The organism is Natronomonas sp. CBA1123 (assembly GCF_009741925.1).
In the GTDB taxonomy this organism is placed as follows: domain Archaea; phylum Halobacteriota; class Halobacteria; order Halobacteriales; family Haloarculaceae; genus Natronomonas.
The window spans coordinates 1-20009 of record NZ_WPCC01000051.1 but is presented as its reverse complement, the minus strand read 5'-3'; the positions used below and the strand labels follow the sequence as shown (position 1 = coordinate 20009).

The window sequence follows — 20009 nt, the reverse complement described above, 5'->3', positions numbered from 1 at the left end:
GGGGGGCCGTGTCTCGGAACGCCCGACCAACTCGTCGCGGCGACGCTGGCGCTCGATTCGAGTCTCGTCGCGCCGGCGTATGCGGGCGTGGTCGTGGTCGGTGGGCTACTGGTCGGCGTCGCACTCGGACTTCGAGGCGCCGCGCCGTCACACGGGTTCTTCGCCGGCGTCGCCGCGGCAATGAGTACGCTCGTCGTCGTCGCCGCAACCGGTGACCCATCGGCGGTGCGGTCTACGGCGCTGTACCTGCCAGTACTGTTGGGAACGGTCGGCGCCGTCGGCGGTGCCGTCGCCACCGTCGCGCTACGTGGAAGGACGCCCGAAGAAGACGGCGGGTTTCCGGACGAATAAGCACTCACACGGCTGCCGTGAACGGTAACCCTTTTCTCCCGGGCATGGAAACCGGTAGCGTATGACCGAGGAGCTCAAGAAAGGGCTGGAGGGTGTCCTGGTCGCCGAATCGTCGTTGAGTTACATCGACGGCGACGAGGGCAAACTCGTCTACCGTGGCTACACAATCGACGACCTCGCCGAGAACGCGAGCTTCGAGGAGGTCGTCTACATGCTGTGGCACGGCGAACTGCCGAACCGCGAGGAACTCTCGGAGTTCAAGGCGGCGATGGCCGAGGAGCGCCACATCGACGACGGCGTCCAGCGGCTCGTCCGCGACCTCGCCGAAGCCGACGAGGAGCCGATGGCCGCGCTCCGCACTATCGTCTCGGAGCTGTCGGCGTACGACCCCGATGCCGACGCCGACCCGACCGACGAGGCCGCGAACCTCCGGAAGGGGCGCCGCATCACGGCGAAGATTCCGACCGCGCTGGCGGCCTTCGCCCGCATCCGCAACGGTGACGACCCCGTCGACCCACGGGAGGACTTAGACCACGCGGCGAACTTCCTGTACATGCTCAACGGCGAGGAACCGGACGACGTGCTGGCCGACACCTTCGACATGGCGCTGGTGTTGCACGCCGACCACGGCCTCAACGCCTCGACGTTCTCGGCGACGGTGACGGCGTCGACGCTCGCCGACCTCCACTCGGCGATTACCTCCGCGGTCGGCACCCTCTCGGGGAGCCTCCACGGCGGCGCCAACCAGGACGTCATGGAGATGCTCAAGGAGGTCGACGCCTCCGGCAAGGACCCCCTCCAGTGGGTCCAGGACGCAATCGAGGAAGGTCGACGCGTCCCCGGCTTCGGCCACCGCGTCTACAACGTCAAGGACCCCCGAGCGAAGATTCTCTCGAAGAAGTCCAAGGCCCTCGGCGAGGCCGGCGACATGAAGTGGTACGACTACTCCGTCGCCGTCGAGGACTTCCTCACCGACGAGAAGGGTCTGGCCCCGAACGTCGACTTCTACTCCGCCTCGACGTACTACCAGATGGGCATCCCGGTCGACATCTACACGCCCATCTTCGCGATGAGCCGCGTCGGCGGCTGGATTGCCCACGTCCTCGAACAGTACGAGGACAACCGTCTCATCCGACCGCGCGCCCGCTACGTCGGCCCCGATGACCGCTCGGTGCCGTCGCTCGAAGAGCGATAGCGGACACACCCGACTCCCGTTTTCGACGCCCCCTCAGCCTCGCGCCTGCGTCTCTAATCCGAACGTTTCGACACGAGTCTCACAGCACGCCGAGTCGAACGCCGAGAAACAGGAACAGCCCGGCCAGCCACGACTGGAACAGCAGCGTCCCGAGTGCCGACAGCGCGATGAACCGGCGGTCACCCATATCCGCGACGCCGGCCGGCACCGTCAACATCCCCCGCGTGAACAACAGCGCGTTGGAAATCGGGACTGCCAGCGGCCCCCAGCGGTCGAACCAGCCGTCGAAGCGGGCCAGCGACGACTCGCTGACGCGAAACCACGACTGTTCGAGCAGGTACTCCCGGCCGGCGCGCTTGGCGACGGTGAAGAGGACGAACTGGCCGATGGTCGCGCCGACGACGGCGACGCCGATGACCGTCGCGATGCCGAGGTAGTCGTCTGCTCCGGCCGTCAGAAGCGCGATGCCGGCTGGGACGATCGCCTCGCTCGGCGCGAAGTACAGCAGCATCGCTCCCTCCAACACGAGGATGAAAAACAGCGCCGCAAGCCCGTACTCGTCGAGCAGTCGGGCGGCGACTTCCGGGTCCGCGAAGACGAGGAGATACACTCCGGCGGCCGCACAGACGAGCGTCAAGCCGCCGGCGAGGTGGACGGCGTAGCGTTCGAGAAAGCTTCGAACGCGGTCGACGGCGGACGGTCTGCCGAGCGACATGTTCCTTCGTCGGGAGAGGCAATATATAGGCGTTGTGTCGTCGCGTGGGGAGCGACGGGCATTTGATGGCGCGGTTCGGAACGTCGGGTATGAACTTCACGGACCGGCCGAGACGGCTCCGAACCGACGGCATCCGCCCGCTCGTCGGCGAGACGGAGGTACGGCCGACGGACCTCATCGCCCCGGTGTTCGTCGACGCGACGACCGACGAGCGCGTCGAAATCGAGTCGATGCCCGGCCACGAGCGGGTGCCCGTCTGCGAGAGCGTCGCCCGCGTCCGGGAGATACAGGAGACGGGCGTCGATGCGGTGATGGTGTTCGGCATCCCCGAATCGAAGGACAGCGAGGGCTCGCGTGCCTGGGCCGACGACGGCGTCGTCCAGCGAGCGGTTCGGCGAATCACCGAGGAGACCGACTGTTACGTCATCACCGACGTGTGTCTGTGTGAGTACACCGCCCACGGCCACTGCGGCATCCTCGAAGACGGAGCCGCCGAGGAGCCGTGTTTGACCGTCGAGAACGACGAGACGCTGGAGTTGCTCCAACGCATCGCCGTCTCACACGCGGACGCGGGCGCGGACATGGTCGCGCCATCGGGGATGATGGATGGGATGGTCGGTGCGATTCGCGAGGCCCTCGACGCGGCGGGCTACGAGAACCTGCCGGTGATGAGTTACGCCGCGAAGTACGAGTCGGCCTTTTATGGTCCCTTCCGAGATGCGGCCGACGGCGCTCCCACCTTCGGTGACCGCAGACACTACCAGATGGACCCGGCGAACGCTCGCGAGGCGATGCGGGAGGTCCGACTCGACGTCGAACAGGGCGCCGACGTGTTGATGGTCAAGCCGGCGCTGCCGTATCTCGACATCGTCGCCGACATCCGCCGGGAGTTCGACCACCCGGTGGCGGCGTACAACGTCTCCGGGGAGTACGCGATGTTGCACGCCGCAAGCGAGAAGGGGTGGCTCTCGTTGGAGGAGGTCGCCTACGAGTCGCTGTTGTCGATAAAGCGGGCCGGAGCGGACCTCATCCTGACGTACTTCGCCGAGGATATCGCCGAGCGACTCTGAGCCGGTTCCGAGTTCGTTCTCTCGTCTTCGTCCACACCGGAACGCGCTCCGAACGGGCGGCGCGCGCTCCCGCGAGCAGAGTGAAATACGGCCAATTGGCAAGTGTTGCGGTTGACGTTCGTCCAGAAAACGAGAATATTCTTCCCTGAACTCTTGACGCGAGCCGACCTTATACAGATATTATCCTACCCCATTGCTGACGACCGTCCACTAAGGGTATGCAAAAGTTTTCAATTTCAACTCCAACATTTATGTAGGGCTGTTCCATGAGGTTCTCCCGTGAGTTGGAAGACAAACATGGTGCAAATCAGAGAAAACATGGACGAACTTTCACAGAACTGCGGAAGTAGTACGGAGGTCGAAGCATGCTAAACGGATTCGCGATGCAGGTCGACCCGAGCGTCATCGCCGAGGGGGTCAACTGGCTGTGGATCCTCGTGGTGACGTTCCTCATCTTCTTCATGCACGCGGGCTTCGCGATGCTGGAGGCCGGACAGGTACGTTCGAAGAACGTCGCAAACCAGCTGACGAAGAACATGCTGACCTGGAGTGTCGGTGTCGTCGTGTTCTTCCTCATCGGCGCGGGCATCTCCGGAATCGTCGGGGTCTTGACCGGCTCCGGCGGTAGCTACGGTCCGTTGAGCCAGTTCGGTGCGGGCAACTTCGGTTGGGTGAGTTGGCTGTTCGGCGCCGTCTTCGCGATGACGATGGCGACCATCGTCTCCGGGGCCGTCGCCGGCCGCGCGAAACTGCGTGCGTACGTCACCTACACGTTCCTCGTCGCGGCGGTCATCTACCCCGTAGTCACCGGGTTGACGTGGGGTGGTGGCTTCATCGCCTCGCTCGGCTTCCACGACTTCGCGGGCGGGATGATCGTCCACGGCGTCGGCGGTATCGCCGGCCTGACGGCTGCCTACATGCTCGGTTCGCGCATGGGGCGGTTCAACGAGGACGGCAGCGTCAACGTCATCCCCGGTCACTCGATGACCTTCGCCGTACTCGGGACGCTCATCCTCGCGTTCGGCTGGTACGGCTTCAACGTCGGCACCTCCGTCAACGTCTTCGCCGTCGAGGGTGGCGAACTCGTCTTGGGTGCCGGCTGGGAAATCGTCGGTCGCGTCGCGCTGAACACCACACTCGGCATGGCGATGGGCGCACTCGGTGCCGGTATCGTCGCACTCGCAAAGACCGGCAAAGTCGACACGCTGTACGTCGCAAACGGCATGCTCGCGGGACTCGTCGGCGTGACGGGCACTGCGGACGTGCTCACGCCGATGGGTGGACTTATGCTCGGCCTGCTGGCCGGCGCACAGCTGCCCATCGTCTTCGAGTTCGTCGAGAAACGCCTGCAAATCGACGACGTGTGTGCCGTCTTCCCGGTCCACGGGAGCGCCGGCGCGCTCGGTGTCATCCTCTTCCCGCTGTGGTCGACCGGCGGTACGGCTATCGCCGGCGGCGTCGTTCCCGGCGGTATCCTCTCGGTCGAAGCGTCGATGTTCGTCCCCCAGATTCTGGGAACGGCCATCATCACGGCGTGGACGGTCCTCGCGACCGCACTCGTTTGGGGTGCGTTCAAGGCCGTCGGGCAGGCCCGTGTCAGCCCCGACCACGAGCGCGAAGGCCTCGACATCTCCGAGCACGGGACGAACACCTACCCCGAGTTCGGTAGCGGCTCTACGGGCCCGGCCGCCACCGACGGTGGCTTCGTCGAGGAAGACGGCATCGTCCGCCCCGATGGCGGTATCGCCAACGACGGCGGTATCAGAATGGTCATGGGCTTCATCCGCCCCGACAAGCTTTCCGATGTCAAGCAGGGACTCGCCGAAATCGGCGCGCCCTCGCTGACGGTCACGAACGTCTCCGGTCGCGGCTCCCAGCCCGCGAAGAAGGGCCAGTGGCGCGGCGAGGAGTACAGCGTCGACCTCCACCAGAAGGTGAAAATCGAGTGCGTCGTCGCGGACATCCCGGCCGAGGACGTGGCAGAGGCCATCCGCGACTCCGCGAAGACGGGTGAACCGGGCGACGGCAAGGTGTTCATCCTGCCGGTCGAGAACGCCTACCAGATTCGTACCGGTGAGGTCGGAACGAGCGCGGTCTGACGTGACCGAGTCGCTCGACAGGCAGGTCGTCGCCGCCCTCTTTCGGGACGGGCGCGCCGACGTGCCGTCGGTCGCGGAAGACACCGACGCGGTCGCGACGACGGTGCAGAAACGCCTTCGGGCGCTCGAAGACGACGGTGTCATCGCGGGCTACACCGCCCGAATCGACTACGACCGTATCGGCTACCGGACGGCCATCGTCCGGCTGGCGGTCGACCTCGATGCGATAGACGACGTGACGACTCGGCTCCGCGAACGCCCCGAGTTCGTCACCGTCTATCAGATGAGCGGTCCGTTTACCGTCTTCGCCGTCGGGAAGTTCGAAGACGACGCGGCGCTGGCAGCTCAACTGCACGAGCTACACGACGACCCCGACGTTCGAATCGTCGACACCAGCGCGGTCCGGTCGGTCGTCCGCGAGGGCGACCCGCCCGCACTGGAGGAGTAACTGCCGCCGGATTTTTTCGACCTCACGCCTCTTGGGGTGGTTTTTTGTGGACCGATACGTCGTAGTAGGCATGCCCGACTATCTCCGAGACACCTACCGAGCGCTGGCAATCGCGCTCGGCGCGCTTCTCCTGTTCGGAGCACTCGCGGCTCTCTTTCCGGCGTATCGTCTCGTGATAGTTACGCTCGGCGCGGTCGTCGTGACGGGGGGGTGCGATGTGGTTTCTCCTACAGTTGTACCCGATGTAGGGTCGGTCTTCGTTCCCGGGTGCGGTTGCTCGGAGTCGATGAGAGAGCAGGTCGCCGCGTGCCACGTCGACGATTACGTTAATATCGAACTGAACTGGACGGTCGTCTCGCGCGTCGAAAAGCGGTTTCGGCCCGGAGGGGGCCGACCACGGAAAACCGTCGGATGCCAGCCGTTCGGTTCGTTCCTGAGCGGTACACACCGGAGACCACGAGGGTCTCGCGGTGTCTCAACGAACGAACTGGTGTTGTAATATCGTATCGAGAGCGGCAATATCTGAAATCAGTAGCCAAAATATTGTTCGAACGTATCGTTATGGGCGGGAATTTTGGCTGAACCCTCGCCAGCCCCGAGTCACTATCTCCGCGATACCGCTCGACTGCGGACGGTAACGCCTTTCGGGCCGGCAGTCGAATCGGTGCCCATGAACCACGAGACATCGCGGTCGCTGTACGACCGGGCGCTGTCGGTCCTGCCGGGCGGCGTCAACTCCTCGGTGCGCGCCGCGCCACAGCCGTATCCGGTGTTCGCCGACCACGGCGAAGGCGGCCACGTCGTCGATGCCGACGGCAACCGCTACATCGACTGGATTCAGGGGCTCGGGCCCCTGCTGCTCGGCCACGACATGCCCGAGTCGGTCCAGGCCGCGGTCCAGTCCCGTGCCGCCGAGGCGCCGATGTACGGCATGCCGACCGAAATCGAGGTCGACCACGCCGAGTTCGTCTGCCGACACGTCCCGAGCGTCGAGATGATTCGGTTCGTCAACAGCGGGACGGAAGCGACGGTGTCGGCGGTTCGGCTCGCCCGCGGCGTCACCGGCCGCAACAAGGTCGTCGTCATGCAGGGCGGCTACCACGGCGCCCAGGAGTCGACGCTCGTCGAGGGCGACGCCGACCACCCGAAACCCTCCAGTTCCGGCGTCCCACAATCGTTCGCCCAACACACCCTCCCGATTCCGTTCAACGACGAGGCCGCCGCCCGCGAGGTGTTCGAGGAACACGGCGACGACATCGCGGCCGTCCTCGTCGAGCCGATACAGGCGAACATGGGCATCGCCTTCCCCGAAGACGGCTACCACGAGACGCTGGAGGCGCTGTGTGAGGACTACGGCGCGCTGTTCATCTTCGACGAGGTCATCACCGGCTTCCGAATCGGCGGCCTGCAGTGTGCTCAGGGGCGCTTCGATGTCGACCCCGACCTCACGACGTTCGGCAAAATCATCGGTGGCGGCTTCCCGGTCGGCGCCATCGGCGGCAAGACGGAGTACATCGAGCAGTTCAGCCCCACCGGCGACGTGTTTCAGGCCGGCACCTTCTCGGGACACCCCGTGACGATGGCGGCCGGACTGGAGACGCTGCAGTTCTGTGCGGAAAACGACGTTCACGACCACGTCAATTCGCTCGGCGAGCAGTTGCGCGAGGGACTGGCCGACATCGTCGAAGACCACGCTCCTGCCTACACCGTCGTCGGCACCGACTCCATCTTCAAGGTCGTCTTCTCGCGGGCCGAAAGCGACCCACAGGACGATTCCTGTTCGAACGGGTGTCGGCAGGACCCCACCTGCAGTCGCTACGGCGAGTGCCCCAAACGCGGCACCGACGTGGCCGACGCCGAGACCGAACGCTACGCGCGACTGTTCCGCCCCGCGATGGTCGAACAGGGCGTCCTCGTCTCACAGAACCAGTTCGAGGCCAACTTCGTCTCCTACGGACACTCAGAGGAAGACGTCGAGGAGACACTCGAAGCCTACAAAGAAGCGCTGTAACGCCGCGGCTTAGGCGCCGTAGGTCTCTTCGAGGTACGCGACGATGTCGTCGGATTCGGCCATCGCGTCGACGCCGTGTTCCTCGTCGACGATGACCGGAACGCCGGTCTGACCGCTGATTTCTTCGACCTCGGTTCGCGCGCCGTGGGCGCGTGGTACCTCTACGACGTCGTACTCGAGGTCGAGTTCGTCCAGTTTGTCGGTGACTTTCATACAGTACGGACAGCCGGGGAGTTCGTATAGCGTAATGTTCGCCATCGGTTTCTCGTAGGAATCGGAGGATTAAGAGCGCGGCGGTGGTGTGTCCGTCCGGCGTCCACTCGGGTCGCCTCGGTCAGTCGCCTCTCCGTGACGCGATTGTGGCGACGATTCGCTCCCGGCGGGCCAGCGTTTCGCCGAGGCCCCATCCGACCGCGAGCAACACCCCGAGCGCCGTCGAGAGGAACGCCCACGACCCCATCCAGACGGGGCGGAACCACGGTTCGACGTGGGAGTACCGGGTCGCGAGCGTGTTGAAGGTGGATTCGACGGGCGTGTAGCTTCCGAGGTCGGCGATGGCGTCGGCGACGTGATAGCGGTCGGCGACGCCGCCGTCGCCGCCACCGGAGACGGTGTAACTGCCGGTCGTGCCGTGGTCGGCCATCGTCGGCCCGTTGCTTCCCTTCTCGCCTCGTTCTGCGTCGTACGGTGCCCACGCCGCGTAGAACTCCCAGACGACCTCGCCCTCGGGCGTTATCTCGACGACGCGGTGGTTCAGCGTATCGACAACGAGGGTGTTGCCGTTCGGCAGGCGGTCGGCGTCCCGCGGCCAGTTGAACCCGCCGACGCTCCAGACCTGCTCCCACTCACAGGCCTCCGGCGGCGTTCCGGCGCCGAGGCGGGGGTCGGCGTCCCCGCAGTCGCGTTCGTACTCGACGACGCGGTCGTTTTCGCTGTCGGAGACGAGGATGACCGGCGTCCCGTCGTCGCGTTCGAGGTAGTCGGGGTTGTGCTGTTCGAACAGCGTGTCGTGGTCGCCGTCGCTCCCGAGTCGCATCGCGATGTCGCCGCTGGAACGGTCGACGAGAATCACTTGGTCGAAGTTCCGCGGGGAGGCCAGCACGTAGCCGTCGTCGGGACCGACCACGTCCACGTCGTTGACGTGGGTCCAGTCGGCGTCGAAGCCGCCGTCGGTGTCATTGGGGTAGTGCTCGCGGAACAGCCACTCCCACTCGGCCTCGCCGGTGGTGGTGTTCTCGACGTAGAGACGGTCGTCGCTCACGCCCCCCTCGGTGTTCCGCATGTGGGCGACGAGGATTCGGTCCTCGCTCAGGCGGGTCGTGTCGTGGGTGTCGAGTCGTCCCGGCATGTCGTGGCGCCACTCGACGGCCTCGGTTGCGGTGTCGTACTCGAAGACGACGGTGCCGCCCTCGTAGGTGGCGGTGACGAAGAGGTCGCCGTCGGCCGTCGGGTCGATGTCGTAGAACCACCGCGCGCCGACCTCGTCGCCGTCGAAGCGCCACGCGACGCTGCCGTTTCCGTCGGCGGCGACGAGGCGGGCCGGCTTCTTGGGTTTCCCGTAGCCCGCGAAGTGAAACCCTTGGACGCTGACGTAGGTTGTCTCGGCGGCCGGCTCCTCGACGGTCCCAGCGCCGAGTTCGAGCGTCTGGGGGGTTGACCGCGGCGTAGGCGGCCGGCAACAGGAGGACGAAGACGAGAACTGCGAGTCCGATCCGCAGCGTCACGCGACGTGACAACGAGTCGACTCGCGAGACGTCCATGTTCCGTCCAGAGGAGTCCGCAAGGAATACCTTGCGGTTGGGCTCAGAAGGAGGGGAGCAGTCCGGCACTCGCCGCGAAGAAGACGGCGAAGTAGACGACGAAGACGACCGCCAGCGTCCACTGGCCGAGCGAGACGTCGTCGGCCTCGCCGACGGCGGCCTTGACGATGGGATAGCTCATGATACCCGCTGCGAGACCGTTGGCGATGGAGGTCGTAAGCGGCATGATGGTAATCGTGAGGCCGGCGGAGATGGCCCATGCGGGGTCCTGCCAGTCGATGTCGGCGACGCCCTGCAGCATGATGATTCCCACGACGACCAAGGCGATGTAACTCGCGTACGTCGGAATTGCCGAGATGAGCGGCACGACGAGCAGCGACAGCGCGAACAGCGCGCCGACGACGAGGGCGGTGAAGCCGGTTCGGCCGCCCTCTTCGACGCCGGTCGCGGATTCGATGAACGTCGTCACCGTCGAGGTGCCAATCATCGCACCGAACGTCGTCCCGATTGCGTCGGCCATCAGCGGCTTGTCGATGTCCGGAAGGTCACCGTTCTCGTCGAGGAAGCCCGCGATTTGGGAGACGCCGATGAGCGTGCCTGCGGTGTCGAAGAAGTCGACGAAGAAGAACGTGAACACGACGAGCGCGAACACGAGCGGGTCCTCGAGGATGAGGCCCAAACCGTCGACGAAGCCGTAGACGAGCGGGGTGAAGTCGTACTGAACGCCGAACAGAAGCGAGCCGATGCCCTCGCTTTCGACCTGTGAAACCGTTCCGGGTTCGAGGACGCCTCGGTCGACGACGCCGGCCAGCGTCAGCGCGTAGCCGGCCAGCGCCGTCCCAATGATGCCGATGACGATGGAGCCCTTGATGCCGCGGGCGTAGAGGACGAACGTGAGCGCGAGTCCGAGCAGCGACAGCGCCGCGACCGGACTCTGGAGGACGTTCCCGAGCGTGGTGAGCGTCGCCGGGTCCGTGACGACGATTTGCATCTCCTGGAGGCCGAGGAACAGGAGGAACACGCCGATACCGGCTCCGACGGCGAACTTCACCGGTTCGGGGAACAACTGGATGATGTACTCCCGTGCGCCGACGGCCGTCAGGGCGATGAAGATGAGTCCCTCAACGAACACCGCGGCGAGGGCGACCTGCCACGGGACGCCCAGCGTCAACACGACGGTGAACGCGAAGAAGGCGTTCAGTCCTAGTCCCGGCGCGAGACCGAACGGACGGTTCGCGTACAGCGCCATCACGAGGATGGCGACGACCGACGCGATGATTGTGACGACGGTGAGCATCTCGACGACCTGGAAGAAGTCGTAGGTCGCCCCCGCAATCTCGGTCGTCGGTGTCGGTTCACCTTCCTGTGGCGACCCGCCGACGATGGCCGGTGCGAGAATGCTCGGATTGACGACGATGATGTACGCCATCGCCAGGAACGTCGTCAGCCCGGCGACGCTCTCGGTTCGTACGTCGGTGTCGTGTTCCTCGAACTCGAAGTACTCCGCCAGCGTATCAGTAACAGCCATAATTCACGTTCGAGCATACCACAGGTTGGTGACTTAATAGTTACCGTCGGAAACGGCGAATTCTGTGCACGTATGTGCGTATCAATGGCGACGTGACTCGGAACGTGTCACTCCCGTGTGACGAGTGCGCCCACCGGGGCGTCGGTGTGGGCGCGTGCGCGGTCGATGCCCTCGTCGCCGACCGCGATGAGCGCGAACACGCCGGCCACATCGGCGCCGGCCGACGCCGCGATGTCGAGCAGCAGCTCCTGTGTCTCACCCGACCGGATGAGGTCGTCGACGACCAGCACGGATTCGCCCGAGGCGATGGCGTTGGCGGGGAGGTAGTAGTCGATTTCGATGCCCGAAGAGAGTCGTTGTCGGGCCTCGATGAACTCCTCGACGGCGGTTTCGCGGGACTTCTTGGCGTAGGCACACCGGGACCCGAAGTAGCGGGCCATCGCCGCCGCGAGAGTGATGCCGTCGGTCGCGGCCGTCAGGACGGCATCGGGCGGCTCGATGCCGAGCGTCTCGGCGGCGACGGGCGGGACGAGCGACAAAAGCGACTGGTCGAAGACGACTCGGGAGTTGTCGACGTACCCCTCGTCGTCGACGACGATGCGGGCGTCGAGTTCCTCGGCGAGCAACTCGGAGCCGACCCCGCCGACCACCTCGCGGGCGCGGGCCTCACTCGGGAGGACGTGCCCGTTGACGTACCGGTTCAGGTCGCCGGCGGGCAGTCCGGTTTCGGCGGCCAACTCCTCGTAGGTGCGCGTCTCCTTCAGCGTCCGCAACACGTCGACGGCGCGCAGCTGGAGGGCGGCCTTCTCCGAACGGTTCATGACTTCAACGCGTCACCGCATATGTATGAACACTTCGGTGTGCTACCGAGAGTAAATAGACACGGGAGTGGATACTCTACGCGCGGTCGGCCAATAGCTCCGAGGCCGTCAACAGCGACTCCAGTTCGATGTCGTGTTCGGCGAGGTTCTCGCGGGCGCCCTCCTCGCGGTCGACGACGACGAGTACGCGGTCGACGACCGCCCCGGCGTCTCGCAGCGCCTCGACGGCGTCGATGGCGCTTTGGCCCGTCGTGGCGATGTCTTCCAACACAACGACCTCCTCGCCGTCCTCGAAGTCGCCTTCGATTTGGTTGCCCGTGCCGTACTCCTTGGCTTTCTTCCGGACGATGACGTAGGGGTTGCCCGTCTCGACGGCCGTCGCGGCGACCAGCGGGACGGCGCCCAACGCGACGCCGGCGAGTTTCGAGTTACCGACCCGTTCGGCGAACGCCTCAGCGATGAGTTCCAGACAGTGTGGGTCGGTCTCGAAGACGTACTTGTCGACGTAGTACTCGGAGGTACCGCCGTGGGAGAGTTCGAACTCCCCGAACTTCACCGCCTCCGCAGCCCGGAGCGCGTCGATGAGTTCCTGATTGACCATACACGTTCCTCGCCCGTCCGGGTAAAAAGCGGCGCGGAATCGCCGCTCTCCCGACCGACCGCTAGTTCCCCATCCCAGAAAATCACGAATAATGGTAACGAATAACACGAACCGGCACGTACCCTCCAGTACGGAGTGGTAGCAATGGTCACGAAACACACCCCTGAATCGCTGTGTGAGTGCTCGGCGGGCAGCGTGTGCGTCGGGCGAATCCAGCACTACACGTGTGCGGTTTCCGGGCTAGTGGCGGCCGTCGTCGTGGTTTCGATAGTCGCGCCCCTGTTGTTCGCCGTCACCCAACCGCTTCATTTCCTGTCGTCTACAGCGGTCGTGTTCGTTCTCCTTCTGTCGTGGCTGCTCCTCGCCATCGCGCTGGAACTCCTCTGGGAGTGGCGCGCCGGCAGCCTCGGTACCGAGTGACTACAGGAACTCCCTGACTTCGGAGTACCACATGTCGTGGTGGTCCAGCGCATCGATGTGGCGGGCGATTTTCGTGGCGATAGCGTGCCAACAGAGCTCCGTTGGGTCCTCTGGGTCGAGGTTGTAGCGGGAATCCTCACACTCGCAGGTGCCGTCCTCGACGACGTGTTCCTCGGAGTGACCGACGACGACGGTGAAATCACGGTACTCCTTGACCCGCTCTTCGCCGACGGCCTCGATGGCTCGGACCCCGCGGTCGCCGTGGGTGGCGATGATTCGGTCGACGGCGTCGCTGCTGAGTTCGCCGTCGGCTTCCAGTTTCGCCTCCCACTCCTCGACCGGGTTCACTGTCGATTCTTCTCGGGGACGTGGGAAAATCGCTTCGCTCCGAACTTTTTCATCGTCGGGTTCGCGCGAAGCGCGAACCGCTCCTCGAAAAACTTCGATGAAAAAGGCGGCGACTCGCTTCGCTCGTCGCCGTGAACCGCGCGCCTACGGCGCGCGGACGCTTACACTTACCGCCGCCGGGGTCCTTACCTTTCCCGTCCTTTGGTTCACTTATAACGCCAACAGCACGACTCCCGCCGCCCCGAGCCCTGCCAGCACCGCGCCGACCCAGATGTTCCGACCGGTCGCCTTCCGCAGTCCCGCCACGACCTCCTCGTAGGGGCCGCGGGCGACGAACGCCCCCTCGCGCTCGCACGTGAGGAGCGGCCGGCCGTACTCCTCGCCGACGGTCGCCTCGCCCGCGACGACGACGCTTTCGCCGGGTTCGACGACGTTCTCCTTGAACCGGAGTTCCCGCTCGGCCCGGCCATCGGTGGTCAGCGGGAGGTTCGGAAACGGCGCGCGGTCGCCGCGGAGATGCTCCGGTACTGGTTCGCCCTCCTCGACGACGAGTTCGTGTTCCGCCGGCCCGCCGGTCGTGGTGCCCTCGGGGAGTGTTTCGGTGTCGGTCGGACTCCCCGCCGCGAGGCTGAGCCACGCGCCCTCGGGGTCGACGTTGGCGGTCCCGTCGTCGGTCTCGACCGCGAACGGCGTTCGCTCGATGGTGAAGTCGGTCGTGAAATAGGTTCCGTAGGGTCGCAACGGCTGTTGTTTGTACTGGGCGACGGAGGCGGTGTAGCAGACGGCGTCCCGTCCGGTAACGGGCGTCGTCAGCGTCTCGCCGTCGGCGGCGGCCGTTCCACCGACGGCACAGGGACCGTTCGTCGGAAGACCGTCGCCGCTGCCCGCTTCGAGGAGGTTCGCCCGGGGGGCGGTTGGCGATAGCCGTCGCGCCGACCAGCAGGCCGCCGGCGAAGATGCCGGTGGCGATAGCCCACCCGAAGCCAACGCTGTCGGGGCCGTTCGCCACGACCGGGGCCAGCGAAAGCGAGGCCACGACGACCGCAGGGAGCGTTTCCCGTCGAGAGACGCCGGACTCGTAGGCTCGGAAGGTGAGCGTGGCGTCTAGGGCACCGTCGGGGAGCCACCGAGACAGGACCCACCAGACGGCGCCGCCGACGAGGACGGCCGCAACGGCGTAGGTGAACACGTCGACGGGTTCGACCATGCTGTCGGCTCTCCATCCCCCGACGACAAAAATCGACTGCTCGATTCGGTCGGCGATACGCAAACGTGTCCCTTTTCGGGGGTCACCCCACAACGGAGGGTATGGAAGTCCGCGAGGGCGGCGTGAGAATCGAGGTGCCCGAGGAACGTCACGGCGCCAGCGAGGGCGCCGGGTCGGGGGTGTTCTACAACCCGGTCCAGGAGTTGAACCGCGACATCACCGTCGGCGTGTTGCGGACGCTGGCCGACGACTGTGACTCCTATCTCGATGCGATGACCGCAAGCGGCGTCCGTGCGGTTCGGGCCGCCGACGCGGGCTACGACGTGACCGCCTGCGACATCGACGAGGAGGCCGTCGAGTTGGCACGCCGGAACCTCGACACGAACGACCTCGCGGGCGAGGTCCACCACCGGAACGTCAACGCCCACATGCACGAATCACGGCACGACGTGGTCGATTTGGACCCCTTCGGGACGCCCGTTCCCTTCCTCGATGCGGCGTTTCAGAGCGCCGGGCGATACCTCTGTGTGACCGCGACCGACACCGCACCGCTGTGTGGCGCTCACTTCGAGAGCGGCGTCCGGAGTTACGGCGCGGTCCCGCGGAACACGGAGTTCCACCCCGAGATGGGTCTGCGCGTGTTGCTGTCGGCGCTGGTCCGGACCGCCGCCCGCTACGACATCGCCGCTCGGCCCGTGTTGAGCCACGTCTCCAGTCACTACGTCCGGACCTACGTCGAGTTGGACCACGGCGCCCGCGCCGCCAACGACTGCATCGACCAGTTGGGCTACGTCGACCACTGTCAGAAGTGTCTGTGGCGCGACAGCGAGGCGACGCTCATCGCGGAGCCGACGAAAACGTGTCCGAACTGCGGGCAGTCGACGTGGACGGCTGGCGCCATCTGGCTCGGCCCGGCCCACAACGCCGACTTCGTCGAGTCAGTCCGGGAGGCGATTCCCGACTCCTTCGGCGAGGCATCGAAAGCCGACCGCCTACTCGAGACCATCGCCGGCGAACTCCACGAATCGACCCACTACGACCAACACAAACTGTACAAGCGGTGGGGCGAACCCAACATCGCGATGGACGAGTTCCTCGAGGAACTCCGGGCGGCGGGGTACGAGGCCTCTCGGACGCACTTCGGAGGAACGACGTTCAAAACCGACGCCGACGTCGTGGCGATTCGCGAAGCCGTGTCGTGAATCGCGTCGTCAGGGACACGCGACGGTGCGATTTAGGCCGACCGCCACGCCCTCTCCCTGTGCTTCGACGGTAAGACGACCGTCACAGGGGACTGCGGTGAACGTGTACGTCCGCTCGTCACTGGGTTCGACGGCGTCGCGCTCGGCGAAGTCAACTGTCGTTCCGTTGGCGGTGACTTCGACGGCCGTCAGGGCGGTGCCGGCTGGGAACTGATTTGTCACTGTCACTTCGAGGTTCGTCGTGCCGTTCTCCGTTCCCGAGGGTGCCTGTTCGACCCCCAGGTAGGCGTTTGCGTCTTCTGCGACGTTCACGTGGACGCCGCGCTCTGCCGTGGCCGAACTGAACCCGCCGGTCGTCGTCACGACGACGACGCTGGCGAGGAGGGCGGCCACGAGGAGGAGACGCCGTCGCCGGGTCATCTCTCTTCGACCTCCGGGGGTTCGGCACGTGCCCCCAATCGCATCCGGTAGTAGTTGTCGTAGAAGTGCCCCATCGAGGATGCAGTCAACGTCGTCACGAAAAAGACCCCGCACAGCAACGGTGAGAGCGAATCGAAGGGGAAGACGCCGAGCCAGAGGCCGACCAGACAAACCGCACTCAGCGCGGAGAGACCGATGTAGTACAGTCCCCACGGGATATCCCCGTCGGTGAGCGAATCGATGTAGAAGTTGGCGTTCGAAGCCGCCTCGCTGAGGGCGACATTGCCGCGTCGGGAGTCGTACTCGACGAACCCACAGTTCTCCATCTTCGGGAGGTGGAACTGTCGAAGCGCGTTCTTCACGCGCTTGCGCTCTCGGTGGGTGAGTTCCTCTATCGGCTTGTTGTTCTCCCAGCCGGCGACCCGGTCCGCGAGCTCGGAAACCGTGGTGTGGTCTCCGTTCTGTTTGAGGTAGTGAAGTACGAACCGGCGGCGTCGGTTGCTGAGCACCTCGAGTATCACGTCCCGTGAAAACTCGTGGTTCCGAAACGGCGGTTCCGGCACGTTCTTCGATAGCTCTCTCATGACGAGTCCCTTCCCTGTGCCCTAAACCGGACGGTCGTCGACGCCATCGCGTAGTTCAGTCACTGTAGCCTGCCTTTAGTATACAGAACCATCCCGGAAACAAGTGGTCTATACGGGTACTGTCACGTTCGTACAATACCGTATGAGTGGCGTTAACTGGGGCGGCCCATCCCAGTGTTGGCTGGGATTATGATGTTGATACTCACTGTGATGTCCCGAATACGGTCCGTCTCGTTCGGACGGTTCGTCGAACGCCACGTTAACTGACGGCTTCGTAATTACTCAGAGGGTATCGATTCCACCATACACTCTCTGTCGTCCTCGAAAACGTTGATTGCGGCTTTCGATGGCTGTCTATTCCAAAGTGGGTCCTGCCCGACCGGTTGAGTACGCGCCGCGGCGGACGACGACGGTGGGTGACGCGGGGTTGGAGGGCGCGTGTGAAAGTGAAAACCTATGCAAAGACGTAAATTCCTCATCGGTATGGGATCGCTCGCCGCCGGCTCGGCGGCCACAATCGGGACTGGTGCGTTCGACCGGATAAGTGCCACTCGGAACATGCGTGTCAACGTCGTCGGTGACGCCAACGCGTATCTCCGACTGGGTCAGGGTGCGAGCCCCTACGCATCGTACAACGGGGACGGGCTCCTCGAACTCGACTTCTCGCACGTCAACGGCAACGCGGACGCGGAGTTCTTCGACGTCTTTACTGTCCAGAACGAGGGTCACAAGGACGTCGGAATCTTCCTCGACGAGGGGAGCCAGAGCTACGCGTTCCAGAACGGCAGCGGACCTGCAGAGCAACCCTCTCAAGCGGGTTCGAACGGGATATACAACCAACTCGCCAATGCTGGATTCAACCAGAACGGCTGGTTCGACGACGATAACAGTACGGAGGACATCAACGGTCCGAAAGCGCTTCCGAGCGGATACCGACAGTCCAGTTCCAACTCCAACAACCGTGGCTTCAACTCGAACACGAAAGACCACATCCTCGCGCCCGGTGAGTACCTCCAGCCCGATTGGTACATTTTCGATACGGGTCCGGATGCACCGGACGACATAAACGGGGAGTTGGTCATTCTCGCCTACACGGAGGATTTCGTCGACGCCGGGAAGGGGCCGTAGTCGTTCGAGCCGATATTTTCCAGCTCGATACCGTTTCCGTCCGCTGTGTTCGGATTTTAGAGGCGTATCTACGAAACTCCGAAGTGCATCGTCCCGTCGTCGACGAATAGTTTCCCACCGATTATATGTAGCACTCGCTCATAGCCGGGTTCGTGAAGGGGTATCTCGCCCGAGTCATGACGGTGACTCGGGGCGTCGTCAACGGCGCCCAATCGGACCGAATCACGTTCATCGCCGGGAGCCTCGCCTATTACGCGTTCATTTCGCTTCTCCCTCTGCTGTTGCTCACGTTGGTCGCGGCGTCGACGTTCGGTGGCGCCGGGACCGTCGAGGCGCTCGTCGCTCGGGCCACCGAAACGCTCGGTGAACAGGCGGGTGTCGTCGTCCGCGACGCGCTGACCGGTGCGGCCGGACGGGGCGGTGCGACCATCCTCGGCGTCGCGGTGTTGCTGTGGTCCGGGTTGAAACTGTTTCGAGGTCTCGACATCGCCTTCTCGGAGGTGTACGGCCACCCCGGTCCGGAGTCGATTATCGACCAATTCCGCAACGCCACCGTCACGCTCGGAGCGGTCGGCGTCGCCGTCGCGGCGACGGTCGCCGTCGGCGCGCTCATCGCCCTCTCCGGCGTCGGTGGCGTCCTCGAAGGGTTCGGTGGCGCCGTCGCCGTCGCGGCGCTCGGCACGCTCACCCTCGTCGCCGGACTCACCGCCGCCTTCCTGCCGCTGTACTACCTCCTGCCGGGGACCGACGTTTCCGTTCGAGAGGCGCTTCCGGGCGCCGTCTTCGCCGCCGTCGGCTGGACGCTCCTCCAGACCGGCTTTCGAATCTACGCCGAAATCGCGGGCAGTTACGAGGCCTACGGCGTGTTGGGCGGCGTCCTGTTGCTCCTCACGTTCCTCTACTTCGGAGGCCTCGTGTTGCTTCTCGGCGTCGTTCTTAACGCCGTGTTGGCCGGCCGCGCCAACGAGGAGACGGGACTCGCCGAACCGGACGAACCGACGCCGGAACCGACCGCTGTACTCGAAGGAATCATGACACGGGACCGACTCGACGACGAGGTATCGGACGCTGAACTCCGCGAGGAACTCGAACGGCTGTACGACGAACTCGACCGCTTCGAGGAGCGCGTCGACGACCGGACCGTCCACCGCGAGGAAATCGAGAGCGACCTCAAGCGGTACGTCCGCAAGCAGGTCCGCCGCGGGAAGGCCCGCGGGTGGGGCCCGTACCTCGTGTTGCTGTACGGGACGGCGATGACCCTCGGGGCGTTCGTCGCGCTGTCTGGTGGATGGGCCATCCTCGCCATGCTCGTCATCTGGCTGTCGACGCTCGGGTTGTACGTGCTAATGTTGCTGGTCGGAACGACGGCGACCGTCGCGGGACTTCCGGGCCGGCTGAAGGACCGACTGGGCGACCGATGACTCGCGGGCTCGGCGAACTCGCCGCAGTCGCGGAGTTGCCGTCGTGGCTCGTCGCGCTCGCAGCGCTCGTCACGCAGTTCGGCGACGTGTGGTTCGTCTTCTGTCTGCTCGGTCTGTTGTACTGGTTCGGCGACGCGCTTCCGGGGCCGCTGTCGCTTTCCCGACGGCACGCGATGTTCGCCGTCGCGCTCGCGCTCGTCGCCCGCGCCGTGACGACGACGTTCAAGGAGCTGTTCGCGTTGCCGCGACCTCCCGGTGCCGACGAGGCGGTCGGCGTCGAACTCGTTCCGGCCGTCGTCGAACCGCTGTACATCTCGGCGGCGACCGCCGATGGCTTCGGGTTCCCGAGCGGCCACGCCACCGCAGCCATCCTCGTCTACGGGGGGTTGGCGCTGCTCGTCGACTCACGCCGCGGCTACGTCGCCGCCGGCGCGCTCGTCGCCGCGATTCCGGTGTCGCGGGTGGTGTTGGGCGTCCACTACCTCGTCGACATCGCGGCGGGCCTCGCTTTCGGTGGGGCGTCCCTCGTGGGCGTCTATCTCCTGTGTGGCCGCGGCGACAACCCCGGCCGGGCGCTGATGGTCGCCGTCGGCCTCTCGCTTCTCGGTGCGGGGGTCGTGTACAACTTCGATACGATGGCGGCCCTCGGCGGCGCCCTCGGCGCGCGAATCGCGTGGGGG

General features: G+C 65.1%; 21 protein-coding genes and 1 pseudogene. 12 read left to right on the top strand and 10 right to left on the bottom strand.

All coding sequences use genetic code 11. The features are described from left to right. Both GJ631_RS18765 and citZ read left to right on the top strand, forming a co-directional pair. Positions 1 to 351, top strand: a 351-nt coding sequence (locus GJ631_RS18765; RefSeq protein ID WP_197425144.1) for a hypothetical protein, incomplete at its 5' end; no start/stop codon positions are given. Between the two features lie 61 nt (positions 352 to 412). Next, positions 413 to 1546 carry a citrate synthase gene (citZ, locus tag GJ631_RS16460; RefSeq protein WP_156710197.1) on the top strand — a complete coding sequence of 378 codons (1134 nt, stop codon included), beginning with the start codon at positions 413 to 415 and terminating at the stop codon, positions 1544 to 1546. A 79-nt stretch (positions 1547 to 1625) separates the two neighbouring features. On the opposite strand, the gene GJ631_RS16455 is transcribed toward citZ, so the two are convergent. Continuing rightward, entirely contained in the window at positions 1626 to 2261 is a 636-nt protein-coding gene (locus tag GJ631_RS16455) for a DedA family protein (RefSeq protein WP_156710196.1), read from the bottom strand. 89 nt (positions 2262 to 2350) lie between these two features. Between GJ631_RS16455 and hemB the strand changes: the two genes are divergently transcribed. From hemB to GJ631_RS16430, 5 genes are all read left to right on the top strand, one after another. Then, positions 2351 to 3331, top strand: a complete 981-nt coding sequence (gene hemB / locus GJ631_RS16450; protein WP_156710195.1) for a porphobilinogen synthase — start codon at positions 2351 to 2353, stop codon at positions 3329 to 3331. A gap of 365 nt (positions 3332 to 3696) precedes the next feature. Continuing rightward, positions 3697 to 5430: an ammonium transporter gene (locus GJ631_RS16445; RefSeq protein WP_305079939.1), complete on the top strand. Its 1734-nt coding sequence runs from the start codon at positions 3697 to 3699 to the stop codon at positions 5428 to 5430. Position 5431: 1 nt separating this feature from the next. Then, the gene (locus GJ631_RS19525) at positions 5432 to 5878 is read left to right on the top strand and encodes an Lrp/AsnC ligand binding domain-containing protein (protein WP_156710194.1); all 447 of its coding nucleotides are present in this window, start codon (positions 5432 to 5434) and stop codon (positions 5876 to 5878) included. Between the two features lie 70 nt (positions 5879 to 5948). Beyond that, on the top strand, positions 5949 to 6377 hold the full coding sequence (locus GJ631_RS16435) for a hypothetical protein (RefSeq protein ID WP_156710193.1): 429 nt from the start codon (positions 5949 to 5951) through the stop codon (positions 6375 to 6377). A 171-nt stretch (positions 6378 to 6548) separates the two neighbouring features. Further along, positions 6549 to 7889, top strand: coding sequence for a glutamate-1-semialdehyde 2,1-aminomutase (locus GJ631_RS16430; RefSeq protein ID WP_156710192.1), 1341 nt, complete (start codon positions 6549 to 6551; stop codon positions 7887 to 7889). A gap of 9 nt (positions 7890 to 7898) precedes the next feature. Here the strand turns inward: GJ631_RS16430 and GJ631_RS16425 are convergent, their stop codons facing one another. The 5 genes and pseudogenes from GJ631_RS16425 to pyrE form a co-directional block, all read right to left on the bottom strand. Next, positions 7899 to 8147: a glutathione S-transferase N-terminal domain-containing protein gene (locus GJ631_RS16425; protein ID WP_156710191.1), complete on the bottom strand. Its 249-nt coding sequence runs from the start codon at positions 8145 to 8147 to the stop codon at positions 7899 to 7901. Positions 8148 to 8223: 76 nt separating this feature from the next. Further along, positions 8224 to 9405: pseudogene (locus GJ631_RS16420) on the bottom strand (aryl-sulfate sulfotransferase); the annotation flags it as partial. Between the two features lie 287 nt (positions 9406 to 9692). After that, entirely contained in the window at positions 9693 to 11177 is a 1485-nt protein-coding gene (locus GJ631_RS16415) for an NCS2 family permease (RefSeq protein ID WP_156710190.1), read from the bottom strand. A 107-nt stretch (positions 11178 to 11284) separates the two neighbouring features. After that, a complete protein-coding gene (locus tag GJ631_RS16410) occupies positions 11285 to 11998 on the bottom strand; it encodes a phosphoribosyltransferase family protein (RefSeq protein ID WP_156710189.1) in 714 nt (237 codons plus the stop codon). Between the two features lie 76 nt (positions 11999 to 12074). Further along, positions 12075 to 12599, bottom strand: coding sequence for an orotate phosphoribosyltransferase (gene pyrE / locus GJ631_RS16405; RefSeq protein ID WP_156710188.1), 525 nt, complete (start codon positions 12597 to 12599; stop codon positions 12075 to 12077). 144 nt (positions 12600 to 12743) lie between these two features. On the opposite strand from pyrE, the gene GJ631_RS16400 reads away from it, so the two are divergent. Next, the gene (locus GJ631_RS16400; protein ID WP_231754010.1) at positions 12744 to 13019 is read left to right on the top strand and encodes a hypothetical protein; all 276 of its coding nucleotides are present in this window, start codon (positions 12744 to 12746) and stop codon (positions 13017 to 13019) included. On the opposite strand, the gene GJ631_RS16395 is transcribed toward GJ631_RS16400, so the two are convergent. Together GJ631_RS16395 and GJ631_RS16390 are read right to left on the bottom strand one after the other, a co-directional pair. After that, positions 13020 to 13367 carry a hypothetical protein gene (locus tag GJ631_RS16395; protein WP_370518711.1) on the bottom strand — a complete coding sequence of 116 codons (348 nt, stop codon included), beginning with the start codon at positions 13365 to 13367 and terminating at the stop codon, positions 13020 to 13022. Between the two features lie 210 nt (positions 13368 to 13577). Further along, on the bottom strand, positions 13578 to 14354 hold the full coding sequence (locus GJ631_RS16390; RefSeq protein ID WP_156710187.1) for a hypothetical protein: 777 nt from the start codon (positions 14352 to 14354) through the stop codon (positions 13578 to 13580). A gap of 321 nt (positions 14355 to 14675) precedes the next feature. Here GJ631_RS16390 and GJ631_RS16385 point away from each other — a divergent pair, with 321 nt between their 5' ends. After that, positions 14676 to 15776, top strand: a complete 1101-nt coding sequence (locus GJ631_RS16385) for a tRNA (guanine(26)-N(2))-dimethyltransferase (RefSeq protein ID WP_156710186.1) — start codon at positions 14676 to 14678, stop codon at positions 15774 to 15776. A gap of 9 nt (positions 15777 to 15785) precedes the next feature. On the opposite strand, the gene GJ631_RS16380 is transcribed toward GJ631_RS16385, so the two are convergent. Both GJ631_RS16380 and GJ631_RS16375 read right to left on the bottom strand, forming a co-directional pair. Then, positions 15786 to 16196 (bottom strand): hypothetical protein, encoded by a 411-nt coding sequence (locus tag GJ631_RS16380; protein WP_156710185.1) that lies wholly within the window; start codon positions 16194 to 16196, stop codon positions 15786 to 15788. Further along, positions 16193 to 16780, bottom strand: a complete 588-nt coding sequence (locus tag GJ631_RS16375) for a hypothetical protein (protein WP_156710184.1) — start codon at positions 16778 to 16780, stop codon at positions 16193 to 16195. The genes GJ631_RS16380 and GJ631_RS16375 overlap by 4 nt, the downstream gene beginning before the upstream one ends. A gap of 483 nt (positions 16781 to 17263) precedes the next feature. Here GJ631_RS16375 and GJ631_RS16370 point away from each other — a divergent pair, with 483 nt between their 5' ends. From GJ631_RS16370 to GJ631_RS16360, 3 genes are all read left to right on the top strand, one after another. Next, entirely contained in the window at positions 17264 to 17908 is a 645-nt protein-coding gene (locus tag GJ631_RS16370; RefSeq protein ID WP_156710183.1) for a hypothetical protein, read from the top strand. 176 nt (positions 17909 to 18084) lie between these two features. Next, entirely contained in the window at positions 18085 to 19329 is a 1245-nt protein-coding gene (locus tag GJ631_RS16365) for a YihY/virulence factor BrkB family protein (RefSeq protein ID WP_156710198.1), read from the top strand. Next, positions 19326 to 20009 (top strand): phosphatase PAP2 family protein (locus GJ631_RS16360; RefSeq protein ID WP_156710182.1); only part of this gene is annotated, 684 nt, incomplete at its 3' end. The genes GJ631_RS16365 and GJ631_RS16360, both read left to right, overlap by 4 nt.

Excerpts from the sequence above, each read along its gene's own strand:
- GJ631_RS16400 (WP_231754010.1), top strand. The coding sequence starts at position 12,744 with ATGGTCACGAAACACACCCCTGAATCGCTGTGTGAGTGCTCGGCGGGC.
- GJ631_RS16370 (WP_156710183.1), top strand. The coding sequence starts at position 17,264 with ATGGGATCGCTCGCCGCCGGCTCGGCGGCCACAATCGGGACTGGTGCG.
- GJ631_RS16430 (WP_156710192.1), top strand. The coding sequence starts at position 6,549 with ATGAACCACGAGACATCGCGGTCGCTGTACGACCGGGCGCTGTCGGTC.
- hemB (WP_156710195.1), top strand. The coding sequence starts at position 2,351 with ATGAACTTCACGGACCGGCCGAGACGGCTCCGAACCGACGGCATCCGC.
- GJ631_RS16375 (WP_156710184.1), bottom strand. The coding sequence starts at position 16,780 with ATGAGAGAGCTATCGAAGAACGTGCCGGAACCGCCGTTTCGGAACCAC.
- GJ631_RS16380 (WP_156710185.1), bottom strand. The coding sequence starts at position 16,196 with ATGACCCGGCGACGGCGTCTCCTCCTCGTGGCCGCCCTCCTCGCCAGC.
- pyrE (WP_156710188.1), bottom strand. The coding sequence starts at position 12,599 with ATGGTCAATCAGGAACTCATCGACGCGCTCCGGGCTGCGGAGGCGGTG.
- GJ631_RS16385 (WP_156710186.1), top strand. The coding sequence starts at position 14,676 with ATGGAAGTCCGCGAGGGCGGCGTGAGAATCGAGGTGCCCGAGGAACGT.
- GJ631_RS16435 (WP_156710193.1), top strand. The coding sequence starts at position 5,949 with ATGCCCGACTATCTCCGAGACACCTACCGAGCGCTGGCAATCGCGCTC.
- GJ631_RS16445 (WP_305079939.1), top strand. The coding sequence starts at position 3,697 with ATGCTAAACGGATTCGCGATGCAGGTCGACCCGAGCGTCATCGCCGAG.
- GJ631_RS16425 (WP_156710191.1), bottom strand. The coding sequence starts at position 8,147 with ATGGCGAACATTACGCTATACGAACTCCCCGGCTGTCCGTACTGTATG.
- GJ631_RS16415 (WP_156710190.1), bottom strand. The coding sequence starts at position 11,177 with ATGGCTGTTACTGATACGCTGGCGGAGTACTTCGAGTTCGAGGAACAC.
- GJ631_RS16410 (WP_156710189.1), bottom strand. The coding sequence starts at position 11,998 with ATGAACCGTTCGGAGAAGGCCGCCCTCCAGCTGCGCGCCGTCGACGTG.
- GJ631_RS16455 (WP_156710196.1), bottom strand. The coding sequence starts at position 2,261 with ATGTCGCTCGGCAGACCGTCCGCCGTCGACCGCGTTCGAAGCTTTCTC.
- GJ631_RS16365 (WP_156710198.1), top strand. The coding sequence starts at position 18,085 with ATGACGGTGACTCGGGGCGTCGTCAACGGCGCCCAATCGGACCGAATC.
- citZ (WP_156710197.1), top strand. The coding sequence starts at position 413 with ATGACCGAGGAGCTCAAGAAAGGGCTGGAGGGTGTCCTGGTCGCCGAA.